This is a genomic window from Stenotrophomonas sp. 14P6.2.3 (assembly GCF_057799055.1).
Window position 1 is genome coordinate 18,315 of sequence record NZ_JBYOLA010000017.1, and the last position, 16,674, is coordinate 34,988.

The 16,674-nt window shown below is 67.0% G+C and carries 14 protein-coding genes; 7 read left to right on the plus strand and 7 right to left on the minus strand.

Annotated elements, in window-relative coordinates; translation table 11 throughout:
• Positions 1 to 2: 2 nt before the first annotated feature.
• Positions 3 to 1,166: an HlyD family secretion protein gene (locus AC27VL_RS13900; RefSeq protein ID WP_488766972.1), complete on the plus strand. Its 1,164-nt coding sequence runs from the start codon at positions 3 to 5 to the stop codon at positions 1,164 to 1,166.
• 323 nt (positions 1,167 to 1,489) lie between these two features.
• Positions 1,490 to 2,155: a hypothetical protein gene (locus AC27VL_RS13905; protein ID WP_100551980.1), complete on the plus strand. Its 666-nt coding sequence runs from the start codon at positions 1,490 to 1,492 to the stop codon at positions 2,153 to 2,155.
• Positions 2,156 to 2,240: 85 nt separating this feature from the next.
• Here AC27VL_RS13905 and AC27VL_RS13910 read toward each other — a convergent pair whose 3' ends face one another.
• The 7 genes from AC27VL_RS13910 to creB form a co-directional block, all read right to left on the minus strand.
• Positions 2,241 to 2,726 (minus strand): Fur family transcriptional regulator, encoded by a 486-nt coding sequence (locus AC27VL_RS13910; RefSeq protein ID WP_025879333.1) that lies wholly within the window; start codon positions 2,724 to 2,726, stop codon positions 2,241 to 2,243.
• Positions 2,727 to 2,760: 34 nt separating this feature from the next.
• On the minus strand, positions 2,761 to 4,164 hold the full coding sequence (gene gltX / locus AC27VL_RS13915) for a glutamate--tRNA ligase (protein ID WP_488766974.1): 1,404 nt from the start codon (positions 4,162 to 4,164) through the stop codon (positions 2,761 to 2,763).
• Positions 4,165 to 4,318: 154 nt separating this feature from the next.
• On the minus strand, positions 4,319 to 5,911 hold the full coding sequence (locus tag AC27VL_RS13920) for a M28 family metallopeptidase (protein ID WP_488766976.1): 1,593 nt from the start codon (positions 5,909 to 5,911) through the stop codon (positions 4,319 to 4,321).
• Between the two features lie 131 nt (positions 5,912 to 6,042).
• A complete protein-coding gene (locus AC27VL_RS13925; RefSeq protein WP_099783339.1) occupies positions 6,043 to 6,453 on the minus strand; it encodes a hypothetical protein in 411 nt (136 codons plus the stop codon).
• A gap of 10 nt (positions 6,454 to 6,463) precedes the next feature.
• Positions 6,464 to 7,777, minus strand: a complete 1,314-nt coding sequence (creD, locus tag AC27VL_RS13930; RefSeq protein ID WP_100551977.1) for a cell envelope integrity protein CreD — start codon at positions 7,775 to 7,777, stop codon at positions 6,464 to 6,466.
• An 81-nt stretch (positions 7,778 to 7,858) separates the two neighbouring features.
• Complete coding sequence (creC, locus tag AC27VL_RS13935) at positions 7,859 to 9,319, minus strand: two-component system sensor histidine kinase CreC (protein WP_488766978.1); 1,461 nt, start codon at positions 9,317 to 9,319, stop codon at positions 7,859 to 7,861.
• Positions 9,320 to 9,322: 3 nt separating this feature from the next.
• Positions 9,323 to 10,048, minus strand: coding sequence for a two-component system response regulator CreB (gene creB, locus AC27VL_RS13940; RefSeq protein WP_488766980.1), 726 nt, complete (start codon positions 10,046 to 10,048; stop codon positions 9,323 to 9,325).
• Positions 10,049 to 10,083: 35 nt separating this feature from the next.
• Between creB and AC27VL_RS13945 the strand changes: the two genes are divergently transcribed.
• The 5 genes from AC27VL_RS13945 to AC27VL_RS13965 all read left to right on the plus strand — a co-directional run bounded on the left by AC27VL_RS13945 (position 10,084) and on the right by AC27VL_RS13965 (position 16,583).
• The gene (locus AC27VL_RS13945; protein WP_488766981.1) at positions 10,084 to 10,941 is read left to right on the plus strand and encodes a 23S rRNA (adenine(2030)-N(6))-methyltransferase RlmJ; all 858 of its coding nucleotides are present in this window, start codon (positions 10,084 to 10,086) and stop codon (positions 10,939 to 10,941) included.
• A gap of 95 nt (positions 10,942 to 11,036) precedes the next feature.
• Positions 11,037 to 11,582 carry a GNAT family N-acetyltransferase gene (locus AC27VL_RS13950; RefSeq protein WP_025879325.1) on the plus strand — a complete coding sequence of 182 codons (546 nt, stop codon included), beginning with the start codon at positions 11,037 to 11,039 and terminating at the stop codon, positions 11,580 to 11,582.
• Positions 11,583 to 11,730: 148 nt separating this feature from the next.
• Positions 11,731 to 15,195 (plus strand): transcription-repair coupling factor, encoded by a 3,465-nt coding sequence (gene mfd / locus AC27VL_RS13955; protein WP_100551973.1) that lies wholly within the window; start codon positions 11,731 to 11,733, stop codon positions 15,193 to 15,195.
• 82 nt (positions 15,196 to 15,277) lie between these two features.
• Entirely contained in the window at positions 15,278 to 15,793 is a 516-nt protein-coding gene (locus AC27VL_RS13960; RefSeq protein ID WP_180164094.1) for a hypothetical protein, read from the plus strand.
• 184 nt (positions 15,794 to 15,977) lie between these two features.
• The gene (locus tag AC27VL_RS13965) at positions 15,978 to 16,583 is read left to right on the plus strand and encodes an HD-GYP domain-containing protein (RefSeq protein WP_100551971.1); all 606 of its coding nucleotides are present in this window, start codon (positions 15,978 to 15,980) and stop codon (positions 16,581 to 16,583) included.
• Positions 16,584 to 16,674: the final 91 nt, after the last annotated feature.

Here is a 16,674-nt window from a genome sequence, read left to right on the forward strand (position 1 = left end):
CCATGCCTCCCGTCCCGCCCCGTCCAGACGACACCGACGCTGCCGAGAACGTCACCCCGCCACCGCCCACCGATGCGGCGCCTGCGGCGACACCTGCCGCGCCCGCCGCCGCACCGAAGTACCTGAAACCGAGTTCGCGCAGCGTGGTGGTGATGGTGGTGGTGGCGTTGCTGGGCATCGCGCTGATCCTGCGCGCCTGGCATCTGTGGCCGTTCACCAGCAGCGTGATGGTGACCGACAACGCCTATGTGCGCGGGCAGATCACGGTGATGGCGCCGCAGGTCAACGGTTACGTGACCGATGTGCTGGTGAAGGATTTCCAGCACGTGAAGCAGGGCGAGCCGCTGCTGCGCATCGACGACCGCATCTATGCGCAGCGGGTGGCACAGGCGCAGGCGACGCTGGACAGCGCGCGCGCGGCCCTGGCCAATTCGGACCAGTCGCAGGCGCAGAACCGCGCGCAGATCGCTTCGGCGCAGGCCACGCTGTCGGCTGGACAGGCCGAGCTGCAGCGCTCGCGCAATGAAGCCAAGCGCTACGAGGAACTGGCGGCGCAGCAGCTGGTATCGATCAACGACCGCGACAAGTTCCGCACCACCCAGGCCTCGGCACAGGCCAGCGTGCAGCAGGCGCAGGCGCAGATCCGCATCTCCGAGGAGACCCTGGTCTCCACCCAGGTCTCGCGCAAGAGCCTGGAGGCGCAGGTGGAAAGTGCGCAGGCGCAGCTGGAACTGGCACGCATCGACCTGGCCAACACGGTGATCCATGCGCCGCGCGATGGCCAGATCAGCGAAGCCAGCGTGCGCGTGGGCCAGTACGTGGCGGCCGGTTCGCAGCTGCTGTTCCTGGTGCCCGATGCATTGTGGGTGGTGGCCAATTACAAGGAAGGCCAGACCTGGCAGATGGCGATCGGGCAGCCGGCATCGTTCTCGGTGGATGCGTTCCAGGGCCAGGTGCTGCGCGGACGGGTGGAGCAGATCGCGCCGGCCACCGGATCGGAGTTCAGCGTGCTGCGACCGGACAATGCCAGCGGTAATTTCACCAAGGTGGTGCAGCGGTTGCCGGTGCGGATCTCGATCAACGGGGAGCAGCAGCTGGCGGCGCGGTTGCGGCCGGGCATGTCGGTGATCGTGCGGGTGGATACTGCGACGAAGCCGATGGACTAGGCGCGGGCCTGCTTGACTGCGCGGCTTCGTCGAAGACAGCGAACGGCGGAGCCCCTCGTGGCTGATCGTTGCGGTTGGATTGGCGGGATTGGCCGGGTGGGTGAGGCAGGCGGGACACGCCGTGAACCCATCCCTGGGGACTCGTAGGCGCCATCCATGGCGCCTGCGGTCCCGCCTACCCCACCCACCCGGCCACGGACAGGTTCCGTGCGCGTCAGCCACGTGAATCAAAGGATGAAAATCAAAAGCAAAAGCGCGCGGCTCCGCTTTTTTGTAGTGTTGAGCCATGCTCGACTGCTTTGCTGCAGGAACAGACGACAACGATGAAGTTCAACGCACTGGCCCGTAAGGCGGCCAAAGGTCCTGCGCCGCTGGAGCATGGCGGTGCGGTCGAGGTGGAAGACCTGATCGGCTTCGTGCTTGAGCATGGTGTCGAAGGTGCGGCCGAGATTGAACGTCTGTGCGCGCTGCATGGCTGGCGCGAGGAGTTCCAGTACAACGGCGATGGCACGCATTTCGCGCCGATGGCGCCGTGGGCAAGGGCCTGTGCGGCTTTCGGCCATGGCGGCGTGGCGGCGATGCCGCCGCTGCTGGATCAGCCGCGCATGGCGACCTATGTGATCGGGGTGCTGGAAGAGGTGCGCAGCGAGGCTTCGGTTGCGGCCCTGCTGGCGTTCTGCGGACAGGCCGATTTCAGCCAGGATGATCCAAGGTCAGCGCCGTGGCGGGCGTTGGCTGCGCTGAACGTGCTGCTGTCGTTCGACAAGGGTGTGGCGGTGTCTACGGATATCCAACAGACATTGCTGCAGCGGGTGCAGCGCGCGTGGAGCCAAGCGCCGACGCCGCAACGCCAGTGCTTGGCCCTATATGCCGTGCGCGGCGCACGCGTGGCCGAAGCGTTGGACTGGGTGCAGTCGCTGGTGCTTGAGGATGCGGAGTTGATCGCCGCACGCAAGGCAGTGCTGAAGCATCTGCGCAAGCAGCCGTGAAATGGGGTCAGATCCCTTTGCCACTGGCAAAGGGATCTGACCCCAATCGCGAGGATGCCGGCCAGCGGCCGGCACTACCCTTCCGTCAGCCGGCGCAGCGGGCGCAGAGTCCGTGCACTTCCAGGGTCTGTGCCTGCGGCTGGAACCCCAGTTCCTTGGCACGCTTTTCAAGCTGGGTCACGATCTCGCGGTCTTCCAGTTCCACCGCGCTGTGGCAGCTGTTGCAGATCAGGAACGGCACCGAATGGGCCGCACTGCTGGGATGGTGGCAGGCCACGAAGGCATTGACCGATTCCAGCTTGTGCACGAAGCCATTGGCCATCAGGAAATCCAGCGCGCGGTACACGGTAGGCGGGGCATCAGCGCCCACACCCTTGCCGTTGCGCACCCACTCCAGCAGCTCGTAGGCCTTGACCGGCTTGCCGGCCTCGGCGATCAGCTTGAGCACGTTGGCGCGGATCGGGGTCAGGCGCAGCCCGCGCTCACGCGAGACACGCTCGACCACCGCCACGAAATCCGAAGCGTCGTGGACATGATGGTGCGGGGCCGTACAGGCGGTTTTGGCGGACATGCGCGTTCTCCAGTTCGGGCGTGGGCCGGTGGGCTCAGGCCGTTGCTACCTTGGTGATGGCCACATCGATGCGTTTCAAGGCCTGCTCGCGGCCGGCCAGGTACACGGTATGGGAAATGTCAGGGCTGACCTGGGTGCCGGTGATGGCCACGCGCAGCGGCTGGGCGACCTTGCCCATGCCCATTTCCAGGGCGGCGGCAGCATCGTGCAGGGCCACGCCAACAGCCTCGGCGGTCCACTCCGGCAGGGCTGCCAGCAGCTCGCGGGCCTTGCCCAGCGGCAGTTCCGCACCGGCCTTGAAGTGCTTGGCCACGGCCGCTTCATCGTACTCGTTCAGCGGCTGGTACCAGACCACGGCCTTCTCGGCCATTTCCTTCAGGGTCTGCACGCGCTCGCGCAGGGCCATCACCACGTCCACCGGCGCCGGGCCAGCGGCCACGTCCAGGCCCAGCTTCTGCAGCTGGTTGACCAGGTGCGGCGCGATCGCGGCCGGTTCCTCGGTCTTCAGGAAGTGCTGGTTGACCCAGCCCAGCTTGGCCATGTCCAGGCGCGAGGCCTTGGAATTGCAGTCCTTCACGTCGAACAGGTCGATCAGTTCCTGGCGGCTGAACAGTTCCTGGTCGCCATGCGACCAGCCCAGCCGGGCCAGGTAGCTCAGCAGCGCGTCGGGCAGGTAACCGGCGTCCTTGTACTGCATCACGTCGGCCGCGCCGGTGCGCTTGGACAGCTTGGCGCCCTGCTCGTCCAGGATCATCGGCATGTGGCCGAACTTCGGCACCGGCGCGCCGATACCTTCGTACAGGTTGATCTGGCGCGGGGTGTTGTTGATGTGGTCGTCGCCACGGATGACTTCGGAGATCTCCATGTCCCAGTCGTCCACCACCACCGCGAAGTTGTAGGTGGGGTAGCCGTCCGGACGGAAGATGACCATGTCATCCAGCTCGCTGTTGGCGATCTCGATGCGACCCTTGATCAGGTCATCGAACACCACCGTGCCTTCAAGCGGGTTCTTGAAGCGGATGACGCGGTTCGGGTCGTCCCGGTACGGCAGGCCCTGCTCGCGCGCGGCGCCGTTGTAGCGCGGTTTTTCCTGCCTGGCCATCGCGGCCTCGCGCATGGCATCCAGCTCTTCGCGGGTTTCATAGGCGTAGTACGCCTTGCCGTCGGCGATCAGCTGCTCGGCCACTTCCTTGTACCGGGCGACGCGCTCGGTCTGGTAGAACGGACCTTCGTCGTAGTCCAGGCCCAGCCACTCCATCGCCTCCAGGATGGCGTCGATCGCGCCCTGGGTGCTGCGTTCACGGTCGGTGTCCTCGATGCGCAGCACGAACTCGCCGCCACGATGGCGGGCCTCCAGCCAGCAGTACAGCGCGGTGCGGGCGCCACCGATATGCAGGTAGCCGGTGGGACTGGGGGCGAAGCGGGTGCGGCAGGTCATGGAGGGCTCGAGGAACGGGTATCCCCCGATTTTACCAGCCCTCCGCCCCCTGCGGAAAAAGGGGACGGAGGGGATTAAGTCGCTATTCCCCCGCTCCTGCGGGGATGCGCGGGCAACGGAGGGGAAATGCGACTTAATCCCCTCCGTCCCCTTTTCAGGGCTCGGGCTTGCGCGGGAAGGGCTGCTCGCGCATGGCGGCGTGGTAGGCGAAGGAGGCGACGATGGCGGCGGCCTGCTTCAGGTCTTCCGGTTCGGCGTGGTCCCACGTGTCCAGGTGGCTGTGGTGGACGTTGCTGAAATAGTCCAGCTTGTCCTGGATGAACTGGAAGCCCGGCAGGCCGATGCGGTCGAAGCTGATGTGGTCGGTGCTGCCGGTGTTGCGGGTGGCCACGGTGGTCGCGCCCACGTCATGGAACGGGGCCAGCCAGGCTTCGAAGATCGGCATGGCCGCCAGGTTTTCCTGTGCGTAGATGCCACGGAAACGGCCCGAGCCGTTGTCCATGTTGAAGTAGACCTGGAACTTGCCGTAGTCACGGGTCTTCTGCAGGGCACCAGTCGGTTCGCGCAGCGAGGCTGGCAGCGCCTTCTGCGCCGCGTCGGTGGGCTCGGGGAATCGACCGAAGTGCTTGGCCACGTATGCCTGCGAACCGATCAGCCCCTGCTCCTCGCCACTCCACAGCGCAACCCGGATGGTGCGCTTGGGCTTGGCGCCGCTGGCCTTGAGGATGCGCATGGCCTCCATCATCACCGCCACGCCGGCAGCGTTGTCGGCTGCACCGGTGCCGCTGTGCCAGGAATCCAGGTGCGCACCGATCATCACCACTTCATCGGGCCTGCTGCTGCCACGGATCTCGGCCAGCGTGTTGTAGCCGGGCTGGTCCGCTTCATCGGTGAAGCGAGCGGCCACATCCACGCGCAGGCGCACGCTCTGCTTGGCTTCCAGCGCGCGCACCAGCGGATTGAAGTGCTCGGCGATCATCGCCAGTTCGGGAATGCCGACCGACTCGCCGGCCTTGCGCGAGCCACCACCGGCCACGCGGATGATGCCGTTGTCCCAGCTGCTGATGCTGATCGAGGCCAGCGCGCCTTCTTCGACGAAGAACGCGTTGACCTTCGCCGCCAGCGCCTGCTTCTCCTGGTATTCCTTGACCCGCTTGGCACGGTCGGCGGCCACGTCCTTGTCCTTGGGCAGGGTGAACTCCTGCAGGCCTTCCAGCGAGGTGGCGTCGTGCCGGTGCGAATCGGCGTCGGTGCCACGCTTGTATTCGCGTGCTTCGCCCAGCAGCAGGATCTTGCCGCGCAGCTTGCCGCGATACTTCTCGATGTCCTCGGGCTTCTTGATGTCCACCTGCAGCAGTTCGCCCTCGACCGGGCCCCTGGTGCCCGGCGTCCACGCCTTGGGCAGGGCATGCAGCGGCTGCACGCGATCGCCCAGCATCTCCACGCTGGCCGAGGTGAATTCCCAGCCACGGCCGAATTCGTCGAAAGCTTCGTCGTGGACGTTGTCCAGCTTCCATTCGCTGAACTTGCCGCGGGTCCAGGCGTTGGCGCGGCCCATCGCCGGCGAATTGGTCAGGCGCGGCCCGATGCGTTCGGTGAGGTAGCTGAAGGTGTCCATCACCTGCGATTTGTGGAACGCCTGCTGCCGGATCTTGCCGACCATGTCCAGGTCCACCGGCTCGCGCTGCTGCGCCACCGCATTGCCACCCATCGCCAGCGCTACTGCCAGCACGCCCCACTTCAGCACATCGCACCCCTGCCCTTCGGCTCGATCATCAACCGGTCGAGTCTAGCCAGCCAGGGCGCCGGGCCCCCGTCCCATCGGTCATGGGCATCTGGTAGATCCACGCCATGCGTGGATGGGGCCTTGCGCGGCTGTCACCCCTTCCACCCCAGCCACAGCTGCGCACGCTCCGGCAGCAGCAGCAACCAATGCCGCTGGTCGATGCTGCTGCAGCCGAACACGGCAGCATGTTCCGGCCAGTCCGCGGGCAGCCCGTCGATGCCGATCTCCGACAATGCCGCCGCCCCGGCCTTCCATGGCCGGTAACGGGGCACCTTGCCCGCGAGCGCGCCGCGTCCGTGCCGCGCCTCCCGCAGCCAGTCCAGCCCACGCCGCTGCAGTCCCTCGCAGGTGATGGCGGCCAGCTGGAAGCGGACCAGGCCGGGCGCGATCCGTGCCCCCGGCAACGCCGCCAAAACGCCATGCGCCTGCAGCAGCGCATCCACTTCCAGCAGAGCGGGAATGCCCTGTCGTGCCCGTTGCTGCAATCCTTGGCGCCAACCCATGGCGTGCTCCTTACTTCTGCTCGGCCAGGGCGTACCAGTCGACCCGACGGGTCACCCACATCGCCAGCGCGAGGATGACGAACAGCAGCAGCGAGCCCATCAGCAGCGCATTGTTCTCCGACACCAGCAGCCCATACAGCGCGCCGTACAGCACCGTCAGCATCGCGGCGAAGCCCAGGCCCCGCTTCCAGTGCCCCAGCACATTGGCCAGGTACACCGCCTGCAGGCCGATACAGGCCAGCGCGGAGACCAGGTAGGCCTGCCAGAAGGCGATGTGCTCGGACAGGCTGATCAGCAGCAGGAAGAAGATCGCCAGCGCCAGGCCGACCATCAGGTACTGCAGCGGATGGATGCGCAGCGACTTGATCAGCTCGAACAGGATGAAACCAACGAACGTCAGCACCACGAACAGCACGCCGTACTTGGAAGCGCGATCGGCCTGGGTATAGGTATCGACCGGGTCGACCAGCGAAACCTGCACCGCCTGCGCGTCCAGGTCATCGCCCTCGCGCAGTCGCTGCTGTGCGTCCGATGCCAGCGAGGACACGGCCCAGCGTGCATCGAAGCCCTGCGCATCCACACGCCGCTCGTTCGGCAGGAACGCACCGGCAAACGACGGGTGCGGCCAGCTGGAACGCAGCGCGATCTGGTTGTCATCGCCCACCGGCACCACCGACAGCGAGCGGCTGCCATCGAGCTGCAGCTCCAGTTCCACGCTGCTGGCCGCCAGGGTGCCTCCGCTGCGGGCGACGCCGGCGATCGGTGCATGCAGCCCACGGCCCAGTGCGGAAGCGCCGGCCACACCCGGCAGCAGCTTGACCTGCTGCCCATCAACCCGCAGGTTCGGCGTACCGACCAGGCCGCGCGCATCGGACACACCCAGCGCGATGTAGGCCTCGCCATAGGTCGTGCCATCGTGCTCCGGGTAGTCATCCTCGCTGAAGGTCGCCTTGAGCTGGCCATTCCAGCTGTACACCGGCACCTTGAACAGGCCGACCGAACGCTGGCTTGGCAGCAGCTCGCCGCTGATCTGCAGGGTGGCCGGCGGCTGCAACCAGTAGCCCTGGGTGGTCTGCAGCTCGGTCTTCTTGTTGCCCTGCGCATCGACCACTTCCACCAGCTCGCGCTTGGACCATGGCACCACGCGCACCGGCCCGACCACGCGCTGGGTACCGGCACGGCTTTCGGCCACCCGCGAATAGGCCTCTTCGCGATAGGCGCTGCGCTCGGTGATGACGCTGCGGATCAGGAACAGCGGGATCAGCAGCAGCAGGATCAGGCCGCCGACAATGGCGAACCGCAGCAGCATCTTCAGGGATTTCATCGTCCGTCCTCGTTGGAGAGGACTGCAGGATGGATCGCTGCGGTGAGCAGGGTTTGTGGCGAAGTTGAAGCGAGTGTGAAGTCAGCGCCGCGGACGCTGCCCTGGTATCGCCAGCGGCAGCCACAGGCTGGCCACGGTGCCGCCTGCTTCGCGCGGCTGCAGGCTGGCGCGGCCGTCATGCAGGCGCGCGACTTCCTGCACGAAGGGCAGGCCGAGGCCGGAACTGCGGCGGCCGGTGCCGGGTCGGGCCAGCGAATAGAAGCGTTCAAACACGCGCTCGCGCGCGTAATCGGGAATGCCCGCGCCACGGTCGGCAACCTGCAGGCGTACGCCCTGCCCGTCCAGCTGTGCATCCAACTGCACCTGTGCCCCGGGCGGCGAGAACGCAATGGCGTTGTCGATCAGGTTGTGCAGGGCTTGCCGCAGCAGATAGCCATCGCCCTGCACGCGCAGGTCGGGCACCTGCTCGATATGCAGCTCGACACCGGCGGCCTGCGCGCGTACCTGCGCTGCCGTTGCGGCTTCCTGCAGCAGCGCGGGCAAGGCAATCGGATCACGGGTCTGCAACCAGCCGTGCTGCTCGACCTCGGCCAGCGCCAACAGCTTGTCGATGGTTTCGGTCAGCCGCTCCTGCTGGTCGACGATGCTGCGTGCGAAATGCGCGCGGTCGGCGTCGGCCATCGGCTCCTGCAGCAGTTCGGCCGCACCGCGGATCGCCGCCAACGGACTCTTCATCTCGTGGGTCAGCGATTGCACGTACTGTTCGACGTACGCCTTGCCTTCCAGCTTGCGCCGCATCGTCTCCAGCGCCTGGCCAAGCTCGCCGATCTCATCGTTGCGGCGCTTGGGCGGAGGCACCGGTTCGCCGGCGCTGACTGCCCGCGCGTAGCGACTGAGCTGGCCCAGGCCGTTGGTCAGCCACATCGTCACCAGCACACCCACCAGCGCCGACAGGCCGATCAGCCACGCGCCGCGTTCGATGATGGCGCGCTGGCTGGCGGCAATGAACGGATCGATGCTGCGGTTGGGCTGGGCCAGGCTGAGCACGCCGATCAGGGTATTGCCATCGACCGGGTCGTACACCGGCGCGGCCACGTGCATCACCGTGTTGCTGTCATCGCCCGGCGTTTCTGGGCTGGAGCGCGCGCCGTACTCGCCGCGCAGGGTGCGATAGACATCGTTCCAGCGCGAATTGTCGCGCCCCACGTCGCGGCCCAACGAGTCGTAGATCACGATGCCCTTGGCGTCGGTGATCGTCACCCGGTAGTCCAGCGCACGCTTGGGGAAGCGCCAGACCATGGCCTTCAGGTCGCGCTGCCGGGCCTTGGCCAGGTTGCGGGTGAAGCTGCCGTTGCGGATGGTGCCGGCCTTGACGTCGGCGGCGGCCATCTCCGCCAGCACGTTGGCCGCATCCACCAGGGTCGATTCCATCGCCTGGCGCACGCCCGGCTTCACTTCGTTGACGAACACGCGCATCACGAAGAACGCAGCGATACCCACGATCAGGAAGAAGCCCAGGAACAGTTTCAGGACCAGACGCACGCGTCAAACCTCCAGGGCGTAGCCGAGGCCGCGATGGGTGCGGATCGGTTCACCGCTGGCACCGGCCGCACGCAGCTTGGCGCGCAACGTCTTGACGTGGGTGTCGACGGTGCGGTCAGCGCTGTCGGCGGCGCTGTCCCAGCCACGGTCCATCAGCTGGGCACGGCTGAGGATCGCGCCGGGGCGCTGCAGCAGCGCTTCCAGCAACGCATATTCATAGCGGGTCAGGTCCAGCGCATGGCCCTGGAAGCGGATGCGGCGGCCTTCGCGGTCGATGGCGAAGGCACCATGCTCCTGCCAGCCGGTCTCGGCACCCTGGGCCGCCGGCGCAGGCGTGGCACGCCGCAGGCGGGCACGTACCCGCGCCACCAGCTCGCGCGGCGAGAACGGCTTGGCCATGTAGTCGTCGGCCCCCAGTTCCAGCCCCAGCACGCGGTCGAGTTCGTCGTTGCGCGCGGTCAGGAAGATCACCGGCACCTGCGCCACCGGCCCTGGCAGGGCCCGCAGCCGGCGGCAGACCTCGAAACCACTGAGGTCCGGCAGGCCCACATCCAGCACCACCAGATCGATATCGCCGGCCTGCAGCTGCTGCAGGGCCAGCCCGCCCAGCAGGCAATGGCTGGCGGCATAGCCCTCGCTGCGCAGCGCATAGAGCACGGTTTCGGCGATGGCCGCTTCGTCTTCGACCACCAGGACATGGGTAACAGGCGCTGTCATGGCGCGCAGCATAGCCGCTGCGGCCCTTGCCCCGTACACTGCCGCCCATGAACTATCGCCACGCCTTCCACGCCGGCAACCACGCCGATGTCCTCAAGCACATCGTGCAGCTGGCCCTGATCGACAGCTTCAAGCGCAAGGACAGCCCGTTCTTCGTGCTCGACACCCACGGCGGTGCCGGCCGCTACCTGCTGGCCAGCGAAGAAAGCCGCAAGACCCTTGAGGCCGAATCCGGGGTCATGCGGCTGATGGCCCAGCCCAAGCTGCCCGAGGTGGTCGAGCGCTACCTGAAGGCGGTGCAGGCCGACAATCCGGTCGGCGCGATGATCTCCTACCCCGGCTCGCCGCTGCTGAGCGCACAGGCCATGCGCCCGCAGGACCGCATGGCGGTGTGCGAGCTGCAGGAGGACGAAGCCGCTTCGTTGAAGACCCTGTTCGCCCATGACAGCCGCGTCGGCGTACACCCCGGTGACGGCTACGCGCTGCTGCGCTCGCTGCTGCCGCCCAAGGCCAACGGCGCCAAGATCGGCCGCGGCCTGGTCCTGATCGACCCGCCCTACGAGGCCCAGGACGCCGAGTACCAGGCGGTCCTCGGTGCGCTGGCCGAGACTCTGGCGCGCTGGCCGCAGGCCACCTGTGCGGTCTGGTTCCCGATCAAGCAGCGCCGCACCATCCTGCATTTCCTGCGCAAGGCCGCCGCACTGCCGGTGAAGTCGGCCGTGACCATCGAGTTCCTGGTGCGCCCGGACGACTCGCCGCTGCGCCTCAACGGCAGTGGCATGCTGGTGCTCAATGCACCCTGGCAGTTCGACCGCGTGGTCGGCCCGGCCCTGCCGGCGCTGCGCCAGCATCTGGGCGAACCCGGTGCCAGCACCCGCCTGGACTGGCTGAAGACGGCCGAATAAGGGCCTTCACGAGGCTGTACGACCGTGAGCCTTTCGTTCACGGAATGCAGCCCCGGTGATGACACAATCGATGGACCACCAAGGAATCACCCGGTATGGCCACTCGCAACCGCATGCCGCCCTGGCATGAGATCTTCAAGGCTCCCAGCGGCCACGAGCTGCTGATCCGCCCCATCCGCCCGGAAGATGGCGCGCCGCTGCAGGCCGCCTTCAGCCTGTTCGGGCCGGAAGAAATCCGCGACCGCTTCCTGCAGTCGGTGACCGAGCTGTCGCCGGAAACCACCCAGCGCCTGACCCACCCCAATCCGAAGACCGAGATCACCCTGGTCGCCGCCGAGTCGCTGCCGGCCGGTGAGGCCGTGGTCGGCGCGGTGGCCCGTGCCTCGATCATCCCCGGTACCCGTGAAGCCGAGTACGCGATCCTGATCAGCCGGTTCCTGATCGGTCAGGGCCTGGGCCGCCAGCTGATGCGCAAGCTGGTGAAATGGGGCCGCGGCAAGTATCTGGACCGCCTGTACGGCGATGTTGCCGCCGAGAACGAGCCGATGAAGCAGCTGGCCGCCTCGCTGGGCTTCAAGCCGGTACCACACCCGAACGGGGCCGAAGGCCTGGTGCGGATGGTGCTGGAACTGGACAACTGACGGTAGCGCCGGGCCCTGCCCGGCGCGCATTCCGGTAGTGCCGGCCGCTGGCCGGCTCCACCGATTCCCCGCAGCATCATGAGATGCCGGCCAGCGGCCGGCACTACCCAGCGGGCTTCGATCGGGCTTCTGCTAAAATCCGCGGTTCATGTCGCGTACTCCATTCCCCGCCCCGCCGTTGCCACGTGCCGGCCAGCTCCGCGCCTGGTGGCGCGCCCCCGCCTCACCCACTGCCCTGGCCTGGTATCTGGCCCAGGCAGCGCGCACGCATGATGCCCCGGTACTGGTGGTGGCCCGTGACAACCACGGTGCCAACCAGATCGAAGCGGATCTGCACACCCTGCTGGGAGGCGACCCGAGCCTGCCGGTGGTGGCGTTCCCGGACTGGGAAACGCTGCCCTACGACCGCTTCAGCCCGCACCCGGACATCATTTCGCAGCGCCTGTCGGCCCTGCACCGCCTGCCCACGCTGAAGCGTGGCCTGGTGGTGGTACCGGTGCAGACCCTTCTGCAGCAGCTGGCACCCCGCAGTTACGTCATCGGCGGCAGCTTCAACCTTGAAGTCGGCCAGCGCCTGGACCTGGAAGCGGAGAAGCGTCGCCTCGAAAGCGCCGGTTACCGCAACGTGCCGCAGGTGATGGACCCGGGTGACTTCGCCGTGCGCGGTGGCCTGCTTGACGTCTACCCGATGGGCGCCGACGAGCCGCTGCGGGTGGAGCTGCTGGACGAAGACATCGATTCGATCCGTGCATTCGATCCGGAAAGCCAGCGCTCGCTGGACAAGGTCGAGGCGGTGCACATGCTGCCCGGTCGCGAAGTGCCGATGGACGACGCCAGCATCGCGCGGGTGCTGGCCACCCTGCGCGAGCGCTTCGACGTCGATACCCGTCGCAGTTCGCTGTACCAGGACCTGAAATCGGGCCTGGCGCCGGCTGGCATCGAGTACTACCTGCCGCTGTTCTTCGAGCGCACCGCCACCCTGTTCGACTACCTGCCTGCCGGCAGCCTGCCGGTGGTCTGCGTCGGTGCCGCTGAAGCGGCAGAGACCTTCTGGACGCAGACCGGCGAGCGCTACGAGCAACGCCGCCATGATGTTGAACGGCCGCTGCTGCCACCGTCGGCGCTGTACCTGTCGCCGGACCTGCTGCGCGAGCGGCTGAACGACGCACCGCGCATCGAGGTATGGGCTGCCGATCACGCGCGCATTGCCGAGGCGCATGCGCTGGGCGACCAGCCGTTGCCGCCGCTGCCGGTGGCCGCACGCGAGGCACCGGCCGGTGACGCACTGAAATCCTTCCTCGGCCATTACCCTGGCCGTGTGCTGATTGCCGCCGATTCACCCGGCCGCCGTGAGGCCCTGCTGGAAGTGCTGCAGGCGGCCGAGCTGAAGCCGCCGGTGGTGGCCGACCTGCTGTCCTTCCTGGCCAGCGACGAACGCTTCGCCATTGCCGTGGCGCCGCTGGAAGACGGCTTCGCATTGGATGCGCCGCACATCGCGGTGCTGACCGAACGCCAGCTGTTCCCCGAGCGCGCCGGCAGCACACGCCGCACGCGCCGCGCCGGACGTGAGCCGGAAGCGATCATCCGCGATCTCGGTGAGCTGACCGAAGGCGCGCCGATCGTGCACGAGGACCATGGTGTCGGCCGCTATCGCGGACTGATCGCGATGGACGTCGGCGGCATGCCCGGCGAATTCCTGGAAATCGAATACGCCAAGGGCGACCGGCTGTACGTGCCGGTCGCGCAGCTGCACCTTATCAGCCGCTATTCCGGCGCATCGGCCGAGACCGCACCCCTGCATTCGCTGGGTGGCGAGCAGTGGAGCAAGGCCAAGCGCAAGGCTGCCGAAAAAGTGCGCGATGTGGCCGCCGAGCTGCTGGAGATCCAGGCCCGCCGCCAGGCGCGTGCCGGACTGGCACTGCAGGTGGACCGCGCGATGTACGAGCCGTTCGCCGCCGGTTTCCCGTTCGAGGAAACCCCGGACCAGCTGGCCGCCATCGACGCCACCCTGCGTGACCTGGCCAGCAGCCAGCCGATGGACCGCGTGGTCTGTGGCGATGTGGGCTTCGGCAAGACCGAAGTCGCGGTGCGTGCCGCGTTCGCTGCCGCCAGCGCTGGCAAGCAGGTGGCGGTGCTGGTGCCGACCACGCTACTGGCCGAACAGCATTACCGCAATTTCCGCGACCGCTTCGCCGACTATCCGATGAAGGTCGAAGTGCTGTCGCGCTTCAAGAGCACCAAGGAGATCAAGGCCGAGCTGGAGAAGGTCGCCGCCGGCACCATCGACGTCATCGTCGGCACCCATCGCCTGCTGCAGCCGGACGTGAAGTTCAAGGACCTAGGCATGGTCGTCGTCGACGAGGAGCAGCGCTTCGGCGTGCGCCAGAAGGAGGCGCTGAAGGCACTGCGCGCCAACGTGCACCTGCTGACCCTGACCGCCACGCCGATTCCGCGCACGTTGAACATGGCCATGGCCGGCCTGCGCGACCTGTCGATCATCGCCACCCCGCCGCCGAACCGGTTGGCGGTGCAGACCTTCATCACCCAGTGGGACAACGCGCTGCTGCGCGAAGCCTTCCAGCGCGAGCTGGCACGCGGTGGCCAGCTGTATTTCCTGCACAACGACGTGGAAAGCATCGGCCGCATGCAACGCGAGCTGTCCGAGCTGGTGCCCGAAGCGCGCATCGGCATCGCCCATGGGCAGATGCCCGAGCGCGAACTGGAAAAGGTGATGCTGGACTTCCAGAAGCAGCGCTTCAACGTGCTGCTGTCGACCACGATCATCGAATCGGGCATCGACATCCCCAACGCCAACACCATCATCATCAACCGTGCCGACCGCTTCGGCCTGGCCCAGCTGCATCAGCTGCGTGGCCGCGTCGGTCGTTCGCACCACCGCGCCTATGCGTACCTGGTTGTACCGGACCGTCGCTCGATCACGCCCGACGCGGAAAAGCGCCTGGAAGCGATCGCATCGATGGACGAACTGGGCGCCGGCTTCACCCTGGCCACGCACGATCTGGAAATCCGCGGTGCCGGTGAACTGCTGGGCGAGGACCAGAGCGGGCAGATGGCCGAAGTGGGCTTCAGCCTGTACACCGAGCTGCTGGAACGCGCCGTGCGCAGCATCAAGCAGGGCCATCTGCCCGACATCGATGCCGGCGAAGAAGCGCGTGGCGCCGAGGTCGAGCTGCATGTGCCGGCGTTGATTCCGGACGACTACCTGCCGGACGTGCACACCCGCCTGACGCTGTACAAGCGCATTTCCAGCGCGCGTGACAGCGATGCGCTGCGCGAGCTGCAGGTGGAGATGATCGATCGTTTCGGCCTGCTGCCGGATGCGGCCAAGAACCTGTTCGCCATCGCCGAGCTGAAGCTGCAGGCCAGCACGCTGGGCATCCGCAAGCTGGACCTGGGCGAGAACGGCGGCCGCATCGTGTTCGAATCCAAGCCGAACATCGATCCGATGGCGGTGATCCAGCTGATCCAGAAGCAACCGAACCTCTATGCCATGGACGGTCCGGACAAGCTGCGCGTCAAGCATCCGCTGCCGCTGCCCGAAGACCGCTTCAATGCCGCACGTGCGCTGCTGCTGACCCTGGCCCTGCGCTGATCGATATCCAAGGTTCCGGTCCGCCGCGGGCGGCAGACCGGTGCCCTTTCCGTTTACTGCGCCCGCGACAAGGAGTGTTGCCGTGAATCGTTTCGCCCCCCTTCTGCTCGCCACCAGCCTGGGCCTGCTGGCCGCCTGCCACAGCGGCATGAGCAACCGCGATTACCTGCTTGAGAATGTCGCCAGCTGGAACGGCACGGTCAGCATGGTCGAGCAATGGACCAACGGCCCGAACGGCGAGTCCTTCCATGCGTCGCTGCAGGATGGCAAGAGCATGCAGCAGCATCGCTTCGGCCTGAAGAACGCGCACAAGGAAATCGCCGACCGGCTGGTCTTCGTCCAGCAGTTCACCCATGGCAAGGACGCCGATGCACTGCACCAGAACCTGCTCGATTCCCTGAAGAGCACCGAACAGATGTTCGCGGTGATGGAACAGCTGGCTGCCCTGCCCGATGGCTACAGCGAAGAACAGGTCACCCCGCTGCTGCGGACGCTGGATGAGGCAGTGACCAAGATGGACGAAGACATGCAGACCCTGAGCGACGCGCAGGACGCCTTCGCCAAAGCCCATCGCATCCACCTGCAGACCACCGGCTGAGCCACGCCGCCCCGGTTGCCGATGCGGCCGGGGCGATGACACGCTGCACGACTGAACGTACGGCCCCACGCGATACCGTCGATGCGCCCCGCGCAACACCGATGCGGGTACCCTATGCGCCGCCCCGGCCCGCTCTTGCGGGCCTTTCCGTTTCCTGCGCGGCTTCGCCGCGCCGCCAGTCCCGATGCCCCTGCCCAGACCTCCCGACCTCCTGCACGCGCAGGCCTGCCTGATCGACGCCCTGTCGATGTCGCTGCAGATGCGTGATGCCTATACCCGCCACCACTGCGACCGCGTGGGCCTGCTTGCGCAGCACCTTGCCCTGCATTGCGACCTGGATGAGGAAGCCTGCGCGCAGGTCGCCCTGGCCGCACGCTTCCACGATATCGGCAAGATCGGCATTCCCGACGACGTACTGCTGAGCCCACGCCGGCACAGCGATGAAGAGCGCGCGATCATGCGCGAGCATCCGGTACGTGGCGAACATATCTTCCTGGCCACCGGTCGCAGCGACGCGGCGCCGGTCGCGCGCCTGATCCGCGCCCACCATGAAGCGTTCGACGGCAGCGGCTATCCCGATGGCCTGCAGGGCGAGAACATCCCGCTGGGCGCACGCATCGTCACCATCGTCGATGCTTATGATGCGATGACCAGCGCACGCCCCTATCGCGCAGCGATGGAGCATGAGACGGTGCTGCGGATACTCGATGAGCAGGCCGGTGGCCTGATCGATCCGTACGTGCTGCAGCGTTTCCACGGCATGCTCAAGCACGAGCCGGCGCTGGCCTGAGCATTCACATGCTGGGCTGCGCCTTGCTTGCGCAGCCACGGCAATCCTCGCAAGCTGATGGTCGGCCAAAGACGGTCGCCTGCTTACGAGG